Origin of the sequence: Gordonia sp. CNJ-863 (genome assembly GCF_001942325.1) — a bacterium.
In the GTDB taxonomy this organism is placed as follows: Bacteria; Actinomycetota; Actinomycetes; order Mycobacteriales; family Mycobacteriaceae; genus Gordonia; species Gordonia alkanivorans.
The window spans coordinates 64,276-80,165 of the sequence record NZ_MKKG01000033.1; the positions used below are offsets into that span (position 1 = coordinate 64,276).

Annotated in this window: 14 protein-coding genes and 1 pseudogene; 5 read left to right on the forward strand and 10 right to left on the reverse strand. The window is 66.6% G+C overall.

All coding sequences use genetic code 11. From position 1 onward, the window contains the following. Nucleotides 1-9 precede the first annotated feature (9 nt). Complete coding sequence (locus BJF87_RS16095; RefSeq protein WP_042377077.1) at nucleotides 10-1,758, reverse strand: DUF3556 domain-containing protein; 1,749 nt, start codon at nucleotides 1,756-1,758, stop codon at nucleotides 10-12. Between the two features lie 189 nt (nucleotides 1,759-1,947). Next, nucleotides 1,948-2,349 (reverse strand): annotated as a pseudogene (locus BJF87_RS26865) (winged helix-turn-helix transcriptional regulator); the annotation flags it as partial. Between the two features lie 76 nt (nucleotides 2,350-2,425). On the opposite strand from BJF87_RS26865, the gene BJF87_RS16105 reads away from it, so the two are divergent. Then, nucleotides 2,426-3,310: an NADP-dependent oxidoreductase gene (locus tag BJF87_RS16105; protein ID WP_262339019.1), complete on the forward strand. Its 885-nt coding sequence runs from the start codon at nucleotides 2,426-2,428 to the stop codon at nucleotides 3,308-3,310. On the opposite strand, the gene BJF87_RS16110 is transcribed toward BJF87_RS16105, so the two are convergent. After that, complete coding sequence (locus BJF87_RS16110; RefSeq protein ID WP_042377078.1) at nucleotides 3,300-4,271, reverse strand: hypothetical protein; 972 nt, start codon at nucleotides 4,269-4,271, stop codon at nucleotides 3,300-3,302. The genes BJF87_RS16105 and BJF87_RS16110 overlap by 11 nt on opposite strands. A gap of 125 nt (nucleotides 4,272-4,396) precedes the next feature. Here BJF87_RS16110 and BJF87_RS16115 point away from each other — a divergent pair, with 125 nt between their 5' ends. Beyond that, nucleotides 4,397-5,272 carry a hypothetical protein gene (locus tag BJF87_RS16115; RefSeq protein WP_006358912.1) on the forward strand — a complete coding sequence of 292 codons (876 nt, stop codon included), beginning with the start codon at nucleotides 4,397-4,399 and terminating at the stop codon, nucleotides 5,270-5,272. A 6-nt stretch (nucleotides 5,273-5,278) separates the two neighbouring features. Here BJF87_RS16115 and BJF87_RS16120 read toward each other — a convergent pair whose 3' ends face one another. Further along, a complete protein-coding gene (locus BJF87_RS16120; RefSeq protein WP_035754358.1) occupies nucleotides 5,279-6,001 on the reverse strand; it encodes a GNAT family N-acetyltransferase in 723 nt (240 codons plus the stop codon). 170 nt (nucleotides 6,002-6,171) lie between these two features. Here BJF87_RS16120 and BJF87_RS16125 point away from each other — a divergent pair, with 170 nt between their 5' ends. Beyond that, on the forward strand, nucleotides 6,172-6,888 hold the full coding sequence (locus tag BJF87_RS16125; protein ID WP_081724856.1) for a YoaK family protein: 717 nt from the start codon (nucleotides 6,172-6,174) through the stop codon (nucleotides 6,886-6,888). Here the strand turns inward: BJF87_RS16125 and BJF87_RS16130 are convergent. Beyond that, complete coding sequence (locus tag BJF87_RS16130; protein ID WP_035754362.1) at nucleotides 6,872-7,939, reverse strand: HNH endonuclease domain-containing protein; 1,068 nt, start codon at nucleotides 7,937-7,939, stop codon at nucleotides 6,872-6,874. The two genes, BJF87_RS16125 and BJF87_RS16130, sit on opposite strands and share 17 nt — an antisense overlap. A gap of 233 nt (nucleotides 7,940-8,172) precedes the next feature. Further along, nucleotides 8,173-8,691: an OsmC family protein gene (locus BJF87_RS16135; RefSeq protein ID WP_035754364.1), complete on the reverse strand. Its 519-nt coding sequence runs from the start codon at nucleotides 8,689-8,691 to the stop codon at nucleotides 8,173-8,175. A gap of 396 nt (nucleotides 8,692-9,087) precedes the next feature. Between BJF87_RS16135 and BJF87_RS16140 the strand changes: the two genes are divergently transcribed. Together BJF87_RS16140 and BJF87_RS16145 are read left to right on the forward strand one after the other, a co-directional pair. Beyond that, complete coding sequence (locus tag BJF87_RS16140) at nucleotides 9,088-10,743, forward strand: nuclease-related domain-containing DEAD/DEAH box helicase (protein WP_035754366.1); 1,656 nt, start codon at nucleotides 9,088-9,090, stop codon at nucleotides 10,741-10,743. A 500-nt stretch (nucleotides 10,744-11,243) separates the two neighbouring features. Beyond that, on the forward strand, nucleotides 11,244-11,834 hold the full coding sequence (locus BJF87_RS16145; protein ID WP_230461980.1) for a DUF5995 family protein: 591 nt from the start codon (nucleotides 11,244-11,246) through the stop codon (nucleotides 11,832-11,834). Between the two features lie 59 nt (nucleotides 11,835-11,893). Here BJF87_RS16145 and BJF87_RS16150 read toward each other — a convergent pair whose 3' ends face one another. The 4 genes from BJF87_RS16150 to BJF87_RS16165 all read right to left on the reverse strand — a co-directional run bounded on the left by BJF87_RS16150 (nucleotide 11,894) and on the right by BJF87_RS16165 (nucleotide 15,847). Continuing rightward, nucleotides 11,894-12,118 carry an amphi-Trp domain-containing protein gene (locus tag BJF87_RS16150; protein ID WP_006358920.1) on the reverse strand — a complete coding sequence of 75 codons (225 nt, stop codon included), beginning with the start codon at nucleotides 12,116-12,118 and terminating at the stop codon, nucleotides 11,894-11,896. Between the two features lie 48 nt (nucleotides 12,119-12,166). Then, nucleotides 12,167-13,939: a penicillin-binding transpeptidase domain-containing protein gene (locus BJF87_RS16155; protein ID WP_035754369.1), complete on the reverse strand. Its 1,773-nt coding sequence runs from the start codon at nucleotides 13,937-13,939 to the stop codon at nucleotides 12,167-12,169. Between the two features lie 100 nt (nucleotides 13,940-14,039). Then, entirely contained in the window at nucleotides 14,040-14,969 is a 930-nt protein-coding gene (locus tag BJF87_RS16160) for a serine hydrolase (protein ID WP_006358922.1), read from the reverse strand. Then, nucleotides 14,966-15,847 carry a LysR family transcriptional regulator gene (locus BJF87_RS16165; protein ID WP_035754480.1) on the reverse strand — a complete coding sequence of 294 codons (882 nt, stop codon included), beginning with the start codon at nucleotides 15,845-15,847 and terminating at the stop codon, nucleotides 14,966-14,968. The genes BJF87_RS16160 and BJF87_RS16165 overlap by 4 nt, the downstream gene beginning before the upstream one ends. Between the last annotated feature and the right edge of the window lie 43 nt (nucleotides 15,848-15,890).

A 15,890-nucleotide genomic window follows, 5' to 3' on the forward strand; every position in this document is an offset into this window, starting at 1 on the left:
TGCGCAGACCTAGCTGTGCACGCCGGTGTGGGTCCCGTCGGCGCGCCACGTGACCGTCGTCGGGACCTCGTCGTCCCAGGGTTGGCGGGTGACGAGATCGGCGACCCGGACGTACCCGCGTTCGAAGATGCCGGTGGCCGGATCGACAAGGCGGTACTCCTGGGTCTGGCGATGAATCGGCTGGGCGTCGAGCAGGACGATCCGGACCTCACCCGGCTCGAAGTGGCAACGCCGCTGCAGTGATTCGATCAGCTGCTCGTTCGAGAGGTGGCCGTCGCCGAAGTTCCAGCCCATCGCGGTGCTGCAGATCCGCTCACCGTCGGTGAGGACATATTGCTCCTCCGGGGTGGGGGTCATCGCCTTGTGCGCCAATGTGAACAGTGCCCGACCGTGACTGTTGAAGGCGCGGAACGCATATCCCATGTACAGCGGGATCTGGGCGGCTTCGGGACTGCCGTAGAAGCGTTCGAGCTGAGCGGCCGGCATCGAGGCGATGGCGACGATACCGGCTTCGATCTTCGCCGACGCCGACGGTTTGATGCACCACAGCCCCGTGTCCCAGTTGCCGGCGTAGTACCGCATGCCCGGCAGGAAGGACACTTTGCGCGGCATCAGATTGCCGACGACGACTGTCGTCGCCGACACTGCGAACAACAGTATCGGCCAGGGTGATTCGAGATCGGTGAGGCCGATGCCCGGGTGTCCCACGAAGATCGCCAGGATGCCGAACATCATGAAGACATTCCACTCGAGCGGGACCCCCATCGGGATCGACGACAGGATGCCGAAGTGGAAGACGAGCATGATCGCGGCGGCGATCCCGCCGACCCACCCGCCGTGCGAGAAGAACAGCACGATGGGGACGAGTCCCTCGATTGCCGTGGAGAAGTGGGCGATCCAGCGTGACCGTCGTCCGGGGCGCAGGTCGTCGGGGAAGTCCTCGAAGAACTTGCGTTTGATCTTCGGCGACCGCCAGATCGGGTTGTTCGACATCATCGTCGCGATCACGAAGGGGAAGTGCTTGTTCAGCTTCGATGTCGCCGCACCCAGCCAGATGCACAGGAACATGAGCTTGGCGCCGATGATCATGTCGACGCCGCTGAACAGGAAGGTCACCGTGAGTGCGCCGTACACCTCCCCGCGCGCTGCGAGGAAGACCGTCTTGTCGCGGAGCCCGATCGCGGCGAGGAGTGCGAGGATCGTCCAGATCTGCCACACCGGCAGAACTCCGACGGTCGTGTCGAGAGCGGGGACGGCGCCGGACCCGGGGCTGAACAGCGCGATCAGCACGACGACGATCAGCGCGCCGTAGAGCGCGACGTCGACCGGGGTTCGGGTGTCGCCCGTGGTCAAGGGGATGCGCGGCCACGGGGGCTGGCGGATCGTCTTGGGGCGCAACCAGTAGAGGATCGAACCGAAGGGCGGGAAGAAGCGGTTGTTCAACGGACCGAACCCGCAGCCGAAGCCCACGACCTCGAACAGCATCGTGTAGAGGACGACCTTCTGGAAGACGATCGGCTCGTTGTACCAGTCGGTGACGGCGAAGAAGCCGTCGATGCCGGGTGTCGAGATGACGATCGCCCAGCCGATCAGGATGTAGGCGAGGATCTTTCCGACGTAGAACAGGTGCAAGGCGACCGGGGTCCCGAATCCGACCTCGGCCCAGTGTCGCGCCATCGGTCGGATCTTCTCCGCCCGCGTGCCCTGGCTCCAGGTCGGAAAATCGATGTCCGGCGTGGTCTGCTTCAGGAATCCCATCGTCGCTGAACGTAACAAACCAAGCGATTGCTTGGGGTCGGATCGGGCTCGGCGGCGTGCGAGCGGCAGAGCGGCCGGGTCACTGGTGCGCGGTGTCGTATCTGTCGCGGGACGCGTGCACTTCGTCCATGTGGCTTCGGCCCAGGTCTTGATCGACGCCATGACGCCGTGCAGGGACAGCCCGAGGTCGGTGAGTTCGTAGGTGACGGTGACCGGAACCGTGGGAGTCACCGTGCGGGTGAGAAGTCCATCGCGTTCCATCGACCGCAGCGTCTGCGTCAACATCTTCTGGCTGACGCCGGCCAGGCGTTGTGCGAGTTGGGAGTAGCGCATCGCCCGCGGGCCGCCCGGGCAGTCGTTGCCCGGCGCGGGACCATCGCTTCCGAGCGCGGCGAGGATGAGCGCGACCCACTTGTTGGAGATGCGGTCGAGGAGTTGGCGGCTGGGGCACTGCGCGAGGAATGCGTCGTACTGCGCGCGAGCTTCCGCCCGTCTGTCCGCCGCGGTCTGTGTCGGCATGGTGGCACCTTTCGTTCCGGTGCGTAACGCACTTCGAAGTGCGTACTTCCCAATAGAGAGTTGCTCTCTCATGGTGGTTCATAGGAGGGCTACACACAAGGAGGAGAACGTCATGAACACATAGCGAGACACTTTCCGCGCCGCCGTCGTGACCACGCCGTCGGGACCCGATTCGATCGAGATCGTCGACATCCCGGTGCGGCAACCCGCGGACGGTGAGGTGCGCGTCGCCGTCGCTGCCGCGTCGATCAATCCGGTCGACCTGGCGGTCTCGTCCGGGTTCTTCCACTCGGTGGGGGTGATCAGCGGCGACACGCCCGTCGGGCTGGGTATGGACTTCGCGGGCACGGTCCTCGAGTCCGGCGTCGGCGTCGACCTCGCACCGGGTACCCGGGTCGCCGGGGTCCTGCCCGGCTTCGACCATTCGACGGGCGCCTACGCCGACGAGGTCGTGGTCCCGGCTGACGCGGTGGCAGTCGTGCCGGAATCGCTGGACCTCGTCGCCGCGGCGACCGTTGCCATCAATGCCCTTGCCGCAGAGCAGATCCTCGACCTTCTCGGCGAGCCCGGGCCCGGCGGCGACCGACTACTCGTGACCGGTGCGGCCGGGGTGGTCGGTGGATACCTCCTGGTTCTGGCCCGGCGTCGAGGGTGGGACGTGGCCGGGCTCGCCCGACCGGCCGACGAGGACTTCGTGCGGGGTCTCGGTGCGGACTTCCTCGACTGGCCGCTGGGCGGCTGGTTCGCGGTCGCCGATGCCGCCGCGATGCAGGAAGACGCCCTCGCGCTGGTGCAGAACGGCGGTCGGTTGGTCGGGGTGATGCCCGGTCGGGCCCCGGCCGCCGAACGTGGGATCACGGTCGACGTGGTCGACTCTCACGCGGACGACCGCCTCGCGCGGCTGCTGGAACTCGCCGCGGTGGGTGACCTGCCGATCCGGGTCGAGGGAACCTTTCCGCTCGACTGGGTCGCCGACGCTCAGAAGGCCGCGGCGAAGCCGGGTGGTCGGGGTCGGTGGGTGATCACGCCGTGACGATGTGCGGTGCGGGCGGATCGAAGCTCGGGTTGTCGGGGAGAGGCGATTCGCCCTTCGAGTCACCGATCTCCTTCACTGTCTTCAGGTCGGTGAGCTTCGAGCCGCCGCGCCGCGCGAGCGAGTCGTCGTACCACTCGAACCACGGATAGCCGTACTGCAGATACTCCTCGATGGTGGGAGGCGCGTGGTGCGGAGCCGTTCCGGTCAGTCCCTCCCAGTCCGCGCTGTTGATGATCCGCAGGACGGCCGCGCCGGTGGCGTCGGTGTCCCAGTTGGTGCGTGGTTCGACGGGCGTCGCGATGGTCTGCGTGATCGATCCACCTGCGCCCATGCCCATCGCGCCGGTGGCTTCGGGTGCCTCTGCGCACAATTTCATCATGTCGGGAGCGGGCAGAGGCAGCGCCACGCGTCGTGCGGCGACCCGTTCGTTCCAAGTCGACGAGCGAAGCGGGGTGACCTGGATGCGGACTCTTCCGTCGTCGGCCCCGCTGAGCTGTTCCGCAGCGGTGTAGCCGCCGCCGAGTGGCATCGCGACGAACTGCCGGACGGTCTTCTCGTCCACCCGGAAGCCGTCGAGCCAGGGCTGCTCGGGGACCTCGAAGTAGTCCTCGCCCAGGAAGTCGACGGCGTCGGAGAAGTCGTCGCCGGTGACCGCGTTGATCCCGCCGACCGCGATCCGGACGAGAAACGGGTAGTCCTCGGGTGAGTTGAAGCTGAACCAGGCGGCCTCGGCCTGCCACATGGGGAGGAGTACGTCAGAGCCGGCCCAGGTGCGAGGCCGGTGGGCAACGGTGCCCGCATTGATCAGGGAAAACGAGCCGATTCCGGGCGGCAGCCCGTAGGTGGTCTCGTCGTCGGGAACGCGGAGGGTGCGATGCACGCGGATGTGCAGTCGGGCGTCGGGGTGGACATCGGGAAAAGCGAATTCCAACTGGTTCCGGGTGACGGTGGGGGACATGTGCGGCCTCCGGCTGGTGCTGATGTGTGTCGCCGACGTTAGAGGTCGGGTCCGACAATCCCCGGCGTGCGCAGACCTGAGTTCGAACCGGCGACGGGACCAGCGCGGAGTGGTTCACTGGAAGCATGATGCTCGTCGCGGTGGCCGTCTTCGTGGTGGTGGTCGCGGTGGCGCTCGTCCTGCTGATGTCCATGGCCATCGGTGCCTTCTCGGCGATGTTCAGCGAGATGAAGGCCGACTCCGCGCGTCGGCGCGCTGGGCGCGGTGATTCGCCGATCTCGGTGTCAGACCCCGTCGCGTCGAACTCGACCGACCCGCTCGCCGAGCTCGCCGACGACATGCGGCTGGCACAGGCCCGCCGATGGGCGTCGTGCCAGTCCGTGCAGAGCCGTCTGCAGGACGAGGTGAACGAGACATCCGAGTACGTCTCCCTCGCTCTCGACATCTGGGGTGGCGGCGACCTCGACAAACTCAGAGGCGACCGCGTCGGACAGATCGTCTGGACGACGGCGATGGTCGCCGACAGCGTGGCCCGTCAACCGGCCTGGCAGCTGGACTTCTTCGACCGCCATGCGGTCCGCGTCGACCTCGGCGGCGAGGTCACCTCCATCGCCACCGCCGCCGCCGGACTGCGCGACCAGCTCGACATCCTCGGCGACAAACCCGAGGGACACCTCGGCGTCGACGACGAGGTTATCGCCACCTTCGCCGAGAAGTCGCGGGTGCTGTCCGGGCGACTGGACGGCCTCGTCGAACGTCTGGAGGCATTCGCCGGCTACGAGCAGATCGTCGCCCGCATCCAACAGCGCCAGGAGAAGCAGGCCTGGCTCGACAGGGTCAGTGCGATAGACGAATTCGAGCACGTCGTCGACGCGGAGTGGGACCGCGCCGAGAGCGACCGCGTCCGCAACCTGGCCGACGAATCCGAGGTCCTCGCCTCGATCTACCTGGATGAGATCGCCCCGCTGGCGAAGTCGCTCAAGCGGAGTGACGCATCGTAGGACCTCTTACGAGGGTGTGGTGACCACCTGGAACAGGACCTCCTTCCGGACCTCGAATCCCAGCTGCTCGTAGAGGCGGATGGCGTTCACGTTGGTCGCGTCCGCGTGCAGGATCGGGGTTTCGCCCCGGTCCCGAATGCCCTGCGCGAGTGCGAGAACCAGCCGCGACGCGAGGCCCTCACCACGGTGATCGGGGTCGGTGCACACTGCGCTGATCTCGGTGTATCCCGGGAGGGTGAGTCGTTCGCCGCCCATCGCGATCAGCCGGCCGTTGCGTCGGAACCCGAGGTAGGTGCCCATCTCGATGGTCCGTTTCCGGAACGGCCCGGGACGGGTGCGGCTGACCAGGTCGGCCATCTGCGGGACGTCGTCGGCGGTCAGGCGGATCGCGGCGTCGTCGGGCCTCGCGGGCACCCCGGCGTCGATCATCTGGACTCCGGGCAGATGCATCTTCGACTGCCAGTCGGCGGGTGGGGTGTCGGCGACGACCGGGATGAAGAGCGAATTTCCCGGTCCGACCATACGGGCGGCGTCGGCCCAGTCCTGGGCGGTCGGGCCGTCGGGGAGGGCAGCCATCGGGCAGACGTCGGGGTGGTATCGCAGGGCGGTGCCGACTCCTTCGGCGAACCGCGCATGCGGGCCGGCCAGGGCGGCCCGGGCCGGGTTGTCGAGCGGGGTGTGGTCGGAACGTTTTGTCCCGCGCGCGGATTCGTCGACGCTTCCGACCACACGACGACGATACCCGGCGGTGCGGACCGGGTCGGGTCGAGTTCGCGCGGGAAACGGCCTACGCAGGACACATGGACCATCTCGGCCTTACGATCGGGCGATCAACAGCGCTGGTCACGAACGTTCCGCGTAGCGTCGCCGGCGGAAGTCCGGGCCCGAAGGAGCCGCGCGTGGCGATGAGTGAGAGGCCCCCCGATGTCGGCGTCGACCGTGAGGCGACGCGCAATCTCGCCTTGATGCTCGTGCTCACGTTCGCGACCGGCGTGGTCGACGCGGGCGGTTTTCTCGGCTTCGACACCGTGTTCCTCGGGAACATGACCGGCAACGTGCTGATCCTCGGTATGGGTGCGGCCGGTGCCGACGGACTGCCGGTCTTCTCGCTGGCCCTCGCCCTGATTGCGTTCATCGTCGGCGCCGGGATCGCGAGCCTGTTCCTACGTTCGGGGCGGCGTGGATGGAGTCCGCGGTTGACCGCGGTGCTGGTGGTGTCGGCATCGCTGGTCGCCGGCACCTCGGTCCTGGTCTGGCTGCAGCCGACCGAGCACGTCGCAGTGATGTTCGCGATCGGGATGACGGCGGGTGCGATGGGCATGCAGGCCGCCGTGGCGCGCAACATCGGTGTCGCAGACGTGACCACCGTCGTCGTCACCTCGACGATCACCGCTTGGGCGATCGACATGTTCGCCCGGCCCAGCCGGGCCACGATCCTGAACCGCCGGCTGGCTGCGATCGTGACGATTCTGGTGGGTGCCCTGGTCGGTGCGCTGTTGGTGAAGGTTGCGCTCTGGTCTGTCTTCGCGGTGGCCGCGGGAGTCAGCGCCGTCGTGGTGGTGTGCGGGCACGTGCTCGCCTCCGCGGGTTCCGGTGGGATTACCCGAACCAGTTGATGTCGACGCGGCCGAGTGACGTTATGTGGTTGCGTCCCTGCCAGATCGGCGTTCCGGCTGGTTGGGTCGAGTACAGTCCGTGACCGGCAGCGAGCACTCGGTCGTACTGACTGGGCCAATTGATCTCGGCGGCGAGACCGTCGAGCGTATCCCGGCCTCGGTTGAGTGCGCGTTTGACGTGCGCGGGCGCGGGCAACCGGTCTGACTTGCTCGAGTTGCAGCCCTGGCACGAGACAACGAGGTTCGCGAGCCCGTCGATGCCGACCCGCGACCACGGCAGAACGTGGTCGACGTGGCGTTGGCGGTAGAGCATTGTGTCGCAGTAGAAGCAGGCACGGCCAAACCGGTCCGTGAGCGCGTCACCGGCTCGCTGCAAGGACACACGATCCGCACCGAACAGGTGGTGGGCGAGATCGGGACCCTCGTCGAGGAGGTTCTTGTTCATCCTTCGAACGTCATCGACCCACGCCAGCTGGAAGGCCGGCTTCAGCAACGGTGCAAGGCGCGCGAGAGTCACGCATACGCCGGGGAACAGCGTCAGTTTGTTGCCGTGGTCAGCCACTCTTCCCTGCGAGTCCGTACCCATCCAGGAGTCGTCGTACAGGAAGCGATCCTGCTCGCCGCCCGAGGTGAGGTTCTGAAGAAGCTTCAACGGATACCGCACCAGCGTCCGTTTGACGACGGCATGCGTCGCCCTGTAGCGCTCTGACTCGTGTGCGACAACGAGATCGAGGCCTTGAGTCCGGTGAGTCGTGGCCTTGGCCCGCAAATCCGAGACTGCATCGAAGATGACTCCTCGCCCGTCGGCGGACTGTCGCAGGAGATGGCCGTCTAGGGGTCGCATCTGGCGCCAGTACAGCTCGATGACTCGGCTGGTCAGATCATCCAGGTCGACGTCGACAGCCGCGTCCGGGTTGTCGGGCACGGATTCAACTGCTAGGTCGAGCAGAGCCATCAGGACGGCTAGCTTGTACGTTGCTGTGCGCCGGCCACCCTCGATGATCGCCACCAGTTGCTGCCCGAGGGCGAGCGGGTCGGTGGGATGCGGCACGGTCGCATTCTATTCGACGAGCAGGCGACCCCGGAGTGACTGACTGTGTAAGTTGCGCTCACCTTGGGCGACGGGTCTGCAATTACAGATTGCGTCTTGTCGCGGAAAGCGGCACCGATCGCAACGTGATCTGGAAGCCACTCAAAGGAACGGTCGGCGAACACGCAGAAGCGCGCTCGCCGAACGTCTTTCAGGTCCCGGCCGAACGGTCGCCGAGCCCGAGGCCGCGGGAACTAGCTCAAGACGATCTCGACCGGCACTGCGCTGCCGAGGGTATGGCCGACGGGAGAGCTCGCCTGAACCTTTGCGTGCAGTTCGTCGAGCTTCTCGCGCGGGGCGTCGGAGTCGATGGTGACGTTCGCGGTGATCGAGTTGAAACCGGCGTGACCTTCGGCGAGGCCGAGGAAGACGCGAAGGTCGATGTCGCCCTTGAGGTCGATGCGGAGATCCTTCAGTTCGACGCCGGCCACCGTGGCGTTGGCGGCGTAACCGACCGCGAGGCAGTTGCCGAGCGCACCGAGGAGCTGCTCGACCGGGTTGGGTGCCGTGTCGCCGCCGCCCAGCGCGGCCGGCTCGTCGGATGCCACCGGCGAGAAGTTGCGGACACGGGCTTCGGAAGCGAACGCGCCATTCCACTGGACGTGAGCAGCCCAGGTCGTCTGAGCCTTGGTGTCGTCGGCCCGGATGGCTTCGACGAGCTGACCGACAACTGCGATGTCGACGTCGTTGAGGCGGGTGGCGGTCTCGGTCATGGTGCTCCTTCGCGAAGAATGTCGATCTTCGCCGAAGCTATCCGGCGACGACGCCGCGATCACCAGTCAGCGTCATCCTGAGCCGAAGTCTTGGCGGCGGTCCGCAACCGGAGCATGATGATCGGCCCGGCCGGTCAGCAGTTGTTCGGTTCGCCGATCTTCACGGCGGAGCGAACGGCCTGGCGCTCCCCGAACGATTGGGCGCGTAGGGGCACCCGCGCCCACCTATGCGTTCAGTTGGTTCGAACGAAGGAATCGAGATCTGCCTGCCGGTCGTGCGGCGGGCATGTCGCGACCGCGCGGTAGCCTGCGGCAAGGCCGGCTACCGACGACACGAGGGTGACCAGTGACTACGGACGACACCCCTGGTGGGGGCTTGGGAAGAAAGATCCCGCCATGCCGAGCGTGATCCCCGAGAACCCGCGGTTCGCGGCGGCGAGCGAGGAAGTCGTCTTCAACGCGCTGAACGAGCAGCTCCTGGACGAGGACCTGCTCGTCGTAGGGCAGCGGGTCACCGACCACTCGAAGGATCACGAGATCGACTTCGTCGTCGCGATCGAGGGCGCCGGGGTCGTGTGTGTCGAGGTCAAGGGCGGCGACGTGTGGCACGACGGCGAGTCGTGGTGGCAGGAGCGCATCGGGCAGGCTCCGAAGCGGATCGACCCGGTCGCACAGGTCAGGGACGGCTGCTACTCGCTGCGTGATTTCGTCGAGCATGATCCCCGGTGGACGCAGGGGCGGGTGCGATGGGATCACGTGGTGGTGTTCCCGCACTCGGAGGTGGATTCCACCTTCGCACTTCCCGAGTGCCCGCGATGGAAGGTCGTCGACCGCACCCAACTCCACCAGCTCATGCCCCTGATCCGGAACGTCCTGCTGAAGAAGGACGTCGAGGTTCCCGGGATCGATGCCGAGGGGATCGGTCGACTTCGACTCGCGCTGAGCGGCAGGGGTTTACCGCAACGAGATGTTGTCGCCCGTGCTCTGGAGAACGAGAGCGTCGCCGACACGCTCACCTCCCACCAGGCAGTGATCCTCCGTGCGATCCATCAGCTCAATCGCGTCGAGGTGCGTGGCGGTGCCGGCAGCGGGAAGACATTCCTTGCCGTCGAACAGGCACGACGCCTTGCGAAGGACGGGCAGAGGGTTGCCCTCGTCTGCTACTCACACGGGCTGGCGTCGTTCCTCCGTCGACTCACCGGCACGTGGAAACACAAGGAACGGCCCGCGTACGTCGGCGAGTTCCACGAGCTGGGCATCGAATGGGGTGCGCCCACCGGCCCCGACGAACAGGAACGAACCCAAGCGGCGCAGGACTTCTGGGAACACACGTTGCCGCAACTGATGGACGAACTCGCACAGGAACTCCCGCCGGGGAAGCGCTTCGACTCGATCGTCGTCGACGAGGCACAGGACTTCGCCGACGACTGGTGGAAACCGATGCTCGCGTGCCTGCGTGACACCGAGTCCGGCGGCATCTACGTGTTCAGCGACGAGGCGCAACGTGTCTTCGCCCGGCAGGGATCGCCGCCGGTGGACCTGGTGCCGCTGGTCCTCGACCATAATCTGCGTAACACCAAACAGATCGCCCAGACCTTCAAACCGCTTGTCGGACAGCGAATGCAGTTACACGGCGGTGATGGTCCGGCGGTGACCTTCGTGCCGTGCACGGCAGCAGAGGCGGTCGACGTCGCCGACGACCAGATCGACCCGTTGCTCGACAAGGGATGGCGTCCCGAGGACATCGCGCTGCTGACCACCGGGAGTCGCCACGCCGAACAGAAGGCGCGCCAGGCCGAGGGCACCAAGGAGTACTGGGAGTCGTTCTGGGACGGCGAGCAGGTCTTCTACGGTCACGTCCTCGGGTTCAAGGGGCTGGAACGGCGCGTCGTGGTGCTGGCGCTCAACGAGACGAAGGCGTGGGACCGGTCTCGCGAACGCCTCTACGTCGGATTGTCGCGGGCCCGTGATGAGTTGGTGGTCTGCGGTGATCCCGAGTTCGTGCGGGAGGTCGGCGGACCCCAGGTCGCCCGACAACTCGGCATCGCCTAACCGACCCGTACAGACGATGGCAGCGGTGAACGACGGCCTTCGACAAGGCAAACAGAAGCCGCCGACCAGGACGTTTGCCCTAATTTGGCACGAGATCGCGCGCCCTATGGGACTTTGGTCCCGAGGATAAGTGGACTTATGGCGTGTGGGTGCCGGGACCTAGTTACCTAAGGCGAGAAGATTTGAGTCCACCGGCTTCACAGCCGTTTGGTTCGGTTGAGAAGCTCCTTACGCTCCGTCGGCATGAATGCCAGACGCGCCCTCTGTGCGGGCCTCGCAGCAGTCGCTGTCCTCGTCGGTGGTGCCGGAGTACTGGCCCCGGCGGCGAACGCTGCTCCCGCGAGTCGCTGTGCCCCCGCCTCGACCCCTGAGACGACGCAGCGGCTCTCGGAACTGACCGATCCGTCCGAGATCAAGACCTTTGACGATGCACGCTCCACGATCAGCGAGACCTGCGTAGTGAGCTCAGCAAGTCGAACAACTATCTCGGCACGTTCCCGATCGCCTTCGACAACATCCTCGAGCTCGTCGGACCCAGCATCGAGTCCGGAATCTACGAGCACCCGGAGTGGGCTTCGGATCTCGCGGTGGAGGTAGTCCGCCTCTACGTCGGGAACCTCCACGAGTACGTCATCGGCGGCAAGCCGCAGGCGCATTGGGCGCAGGCGTTCGCTCTGACCACCGCGTGCGACCGCAGCCCGGGACGGGTCCTGCTCGGGCAGATCTTCGCCCATCTCCTCGTCGACTTCCCGTACGCGCTGGAGAACATCGACACGACCGTCGGCCACACCCGGGACTTCTACACCTTCGGCGGTGCGCTGGTCGACGCCACGCCGGCAATCGTCAAGGACGTCAAGCGCACCTACGGTGTCGACCTCGGGCCGCTCTTCACCGCATGGTTCGTCGGCGACCTGATCGGCGACAGCCAGGCCACGACGCTCCTCTTCCAGTCGACCCGGACCGCTGCACTCGTCAACAGTTTCGGCTTGCAGAATCCGGCAACCCGCGGCGTGACCGTGGCCGAGATCAATGCTCTGTTCCAGACGTCGAACGTCGCCCTCGATGTGATGGAGAAGCTCGGCCAGATCTGACGAAGACGCGGGCCGGTGACAACCCGTCACCGGCCCGCGTCTTGGTCCTGTAGATCCAACTACCAGGAGATCTCGATCTCGATCTCGGATTTGTCCTCGCCGCGCTCGAACTCGACCTTCAGCTTCACCTGCGCCGGGATGTCGATACGCACGGTCTTGTTGTTCTCGACGTACGACACCTCGTTGTGCCGGGCGATCGCGTCGGCGAGGTCGTGAAGCCGCTGCGCCGCCTCTTCGCGGGTCAGCGTGGTCTTGGTCTCGTGTTCGAACAGTTCGTCGCTCATGTGTTCATCTGAACCGATCGGGATGCATCGGTCAAGGAAGAAGCTGAACTAGTTGCTCAGCGGCCGCAGGAACTCGCCGCTGACCTGAACTGCGGGCGCCGACGATCCGCCGCCGACGACCAGCGTCGCGAAGGCGAGGTCGCCGACGATGCCGGCAAACCAGCCGTGCGGGTTCTTGTTGTCGCCGTACTCAGCCGTCCCGGTCTTGCCGCCCAGGCCAGGGATGTCCTGCAGCGCGGTGGCGGTTCCGCGGGTGACGGTGTCGCGCATCATGCTTCGCAGCGCGCGCACCACATCGTCGGGAATCGGCTGGGGTTCGGTGTCGCCGGTGGTTCCTCGTCCCTCGACCAGCGTCGGGGTGACGGTCTCACCTCGCGCGAGACTCGCCTCGGCCAGTGCCAGGCCGAACGGGCTGACGGTGACTGTGCCCTGGCCGATGCCGTTCTCGACGCGCAGGGCGGGGGTGTCGGCGTTCGGTACGGAACCGGTCACGGTGGTCAGGCCCGGAACGGTGTAGTCGGCGCCGATGCCGAACCTGCGGGCCATCGAGGTCAACGCGTCGGCGGGGAGCTTGTTTGCGAGCGCACCCATGGAGGTGTTGCAGGAGCGCGAGAAAGCCGTTGGTAGAGGGACGGTTCCGAGATCGAATTCGTCCTCGTTGGGGATCGTCCTCCCCTCGATCGTCGTCCGTCCCGGACACGGGACCTGCGATGTCGGCTGCACCCCGCCGGACGCCAGGGCTGCGGCGGTGGTGATGGTCTTGAAGGTCGAGCCCGGCGGATACAACCCGGTCAGGGAGACTGCGCCGGAGCGGTCCGCGGCGTCGTTCTGGGCGACGGCGACGATTCCGCCGGTCGAGGGGGTGATCGCGACGATCATCGCGGGGCGTCGTTCCCGGTCGACGGCCCGCTGCGCCTGGGCCTGGATGTCGCGATCGAGTGAGGTGCGGACCGGAGACGTCTCGCCAGGTTGAGCTGAGTCAACGAGATGCGTTGGTGCGCCGTCCTTGTCGACGATCTGGATCGACCACCCGGCTGTGGCGTCGATCGCGCTTCGCCAGATGTCCTCAAGGCCGGCCATCGCGGGGGAGTGGAGAGCTTTGGTGGCACTGAGGAGTGCGCCCTGCTCGGTGGTCGTGATGCCGGCGATCGACCTGAGGCTGCGCTGGACACGTTCGAGATCGCTGTCGCGCAACCTGATCACGGTCTGGCTCGGGGCTTTGTTGCCGTCGAACAGTTTTCGGATGGTTGCCGTGGTGATCGACGGTTCGATCGGCCGGAGCGCGCGCGCCAGTTGACCGGCCGACGCGAGCTGTGCCCGTTCGAGATCGATCAGCGTCACGGCTTGCCATGTCATCAGCGGGCGGGCGTTGGTGTCGAGTACGGGGGTGCGGTAGGCGCGGTCGTCGCTGTAGGAGAAGGATTGTCCGTCGCGGAGCTGCCGGTGCATCACGGAGGGCTGCCACCGCACACGCCAGCCCGAATCGGTCTCGGTGAGGATGACCGACGTCTGATAGGCGGTGTTCCCGTTCCGGATCTGCCACTGGTGGTCGAGAGTCCCGGTGACCTTCTTGTCATCGACGAGGTCGGGGGTGACCGACAGCTTCGGGGTGGAGCCCATGCCCTCGAAGATCGACTTGATGGTGGTGCGCGCGGCGGCCGGGTTGTCGGTGAGTCCGGCGGCCGCGTCGACGTCACCCCGTTGGAGTGCCTCCGCGAACGACCGCAGGGTGTCCTCAGGCGAGTCCTTCGTGAGGAAACACCCCGACAACGTGCCGACCAGAACCGCGAGAACGCTCAGGATCACCAACCACCGACGCATGTGGTCAGACAACCGACCGGAGTGCCCCGATGCAAAGTCACAACGCGCGATCAAGCGATAGCGAACCAGTATCAGCCCAGATCACACCGGGTGGACGGCGTCATTCCCGAGGAATGCGGAGCTCCGTGACGACGGTCCGGGCCAGCTCGCCGATCGCGCGGTCGACTTGCGGCAATGCAGGCTCCGACCGTGCACTCCTGGTGAAGACCGCAACGGCCACCGGGAGCTCGCCGGGGAACTCGACGACGCCGACCTCGTTGCGGATCGCGACCAGAGTGCCCGTCTTGCCCGCGACCGTGACCCGTCGGAACGGAAAGCCCGACGCCAGTCGGGAGGTGAAGACCTGACGACGCATGGTGTCCCTGATGAACGCGCACATCTCGGCCGACGCCGCGCGGTCGGTCCACACGGCGGTCAGGACCGTCGAGCAGTCCCGGGGCGTGGACGAACTCGTATAGGCGGCGTCGTAGGCGCTCACCGTGGTGTCGCTGTCCGGGTCGGCGAGTGCGGCGAAAGCCTCTGCCACCGTGCTCGTTCCGGTCTCGCGCTGGAGTCTTTCGTGCAGTTCTGCGACCCCTCCGACGATGCGCGTGCTCGTGGCACCGAGGCCGATGAGGTCCTCTCGGACGCGGTCGAGCCCGATCTCGTCGAGGAGGACGTCGGCGGCCACGTTGTCGGAGACGGTCATCATCGAGGTGGCGAGATCGCGTCGGCTCAGGGTGATCGGGTCGCGCAGCGTGGCCAGGCCCGTCGGTCCCTGCGCCCACCGGGTGGGATCGACGGTCACCGGCGAGGTCAGGTCGATCTCTCCGCGATCTGCGCTGCGGCACAACGAGATCAGGACAGCGAGCTTGTAGACCGATGCCAGAACGACCGGTGCGTCGGCGTCGTAGGAGTAGCTGATCTGGGGCGAGCCGATCGTCGTCGCATGAAGCCAGCCGGAACAGCCGGCGTCGGCGAGGATCTCGGCGACGTTGCGGTCGATCCGATCTCTCACGTGGGCAGGCAGCTCACCCGGGCCGACGGTCACCCGGTCGCCTTGCTGATCTTCCACAGTGCGGCCGTCGCCACGTCGGCCACCTCGCCGAGCGCAGACTCCCGGTAGACGACGCGGAGTCGAAGTGCTGTTGCGTCACGCCCGATGGGCAGGCAGCTTATGGAGTCCAGCGATGCAAGGCGTTGCGCGTCGGCGGTCAGACCGAAGGCTCCGCTGCCGGCGACGGCGGCCACCAGGTGTTCGGACGACGAGATGGGCAGAATGCGTGGATCGAGCCCGGATTCGCGGAGGCGGTCGATCAGCTGATCATGTGCGGGTGGATTCGCCGCGCGCGATTGGTGGCAGAGGTCGAGTCCGGCCAGTTGTCGCAACCGCGGACGCACCGTGGTGGTCACCGGATGGTTTGCGGGTACGACCACGTGGCGCCGAAACACGACGATCGGACCGGTGGTGAGAGTGCCAGTGACACAGGGAGCGTCGACGATCGCGAGGTCGAGCGTGCCCGCGGATACCTGCTCGACCAGACTCACCGCAGTTGCGCTCAGCATCTCCTGGCCGGAGGACACGTCACCGAGACGTTGTGCGACTGCCGCAATCGCCGCGGCACCGGCGAGAGGCACTGCACCCCAACGCAGCACCTCGGATCCGTCGTGAAGGTGTCGGGCTTCACCGAGGAACCGCGCTGCGTCGTCGATGAGAAGACGTGCGCGGGGCAGCAGGTCGCGGCCCGCGTCGGTGAGTTCGGCGCCGCGGGAGGTGCGTCGGATCAGCTGGACCCCGAGCTCCTTCTCCAGGCGTCTCAGCCCCTGCGACACCGGTGGCTGCGTCATCTCCAGCCGAGCAGCCGCGTCCCCGAAGTGGCCTTCCTCGGCGACGGCGACGAAGAACCGCAGGTGCCTGACGAGATCCACGGGTTCCAGGATGGCACGGCGGCGTCGACCGGCCTCGCAACCC

What these genes read in the sequence shown, in the direction of transcription:
- BJF87_RS16140 (WP_035754366.1), top strand. Translation starts at nt 9,088, where the DNA reads ATGCCGAGCGTGATCCCCGAGAACCCGCGGTTCGCGGCGGCGAGCGAG.
- BJF87_RS16115 (WP_006358912.1), top strand. Translation starts at nt 4,397, where the DNA reads ATGATGCTCGTCGCGGTGGCCGTCTTCGTGGTGGTGGTCGCGGTGGCG.
- BJF87_RS16135 (WP_035754364.1), bottom strand. Translation starts at nt 8,691, where the DNA reads ATGACCGAGACCGCCACCCGCCTCAACGACGTCGACATCGCAGTTGTC.
- BJF87_RS16155 (WP_035754369.1), bottom strand. Translation starts at nt 13,939, where the DNA reads ATGCGTCGGTGGTTGGTGATCCTGAGCGTTCTCGCGGTTCTGGTCGGC.
- BJF87_RS16150 (WP_006358920.1), bottom strand. Translation starts at nt 12,118, where the DNA reads ATGAGCGACGAACTGTTCGAACACGAGACCAAGACCACGCTGACCCGC.
- BJF87_RS16095 (WP_042377077.1), bottom strand. Translation starts at nt 1,758, where the DNA reads ATGGGATTCCTGAAGCAGACCACGCCGGACATCGATTTTCCGACCTGG.
- BJF87_RS16110 (WP_042377078.1), bottom strand. Translation starts at nt 4,271, where the DNA reads ATGTCCCCCACCGTCACCCGGAACCAGTTGGAATTCGCTTTTCCCGAT.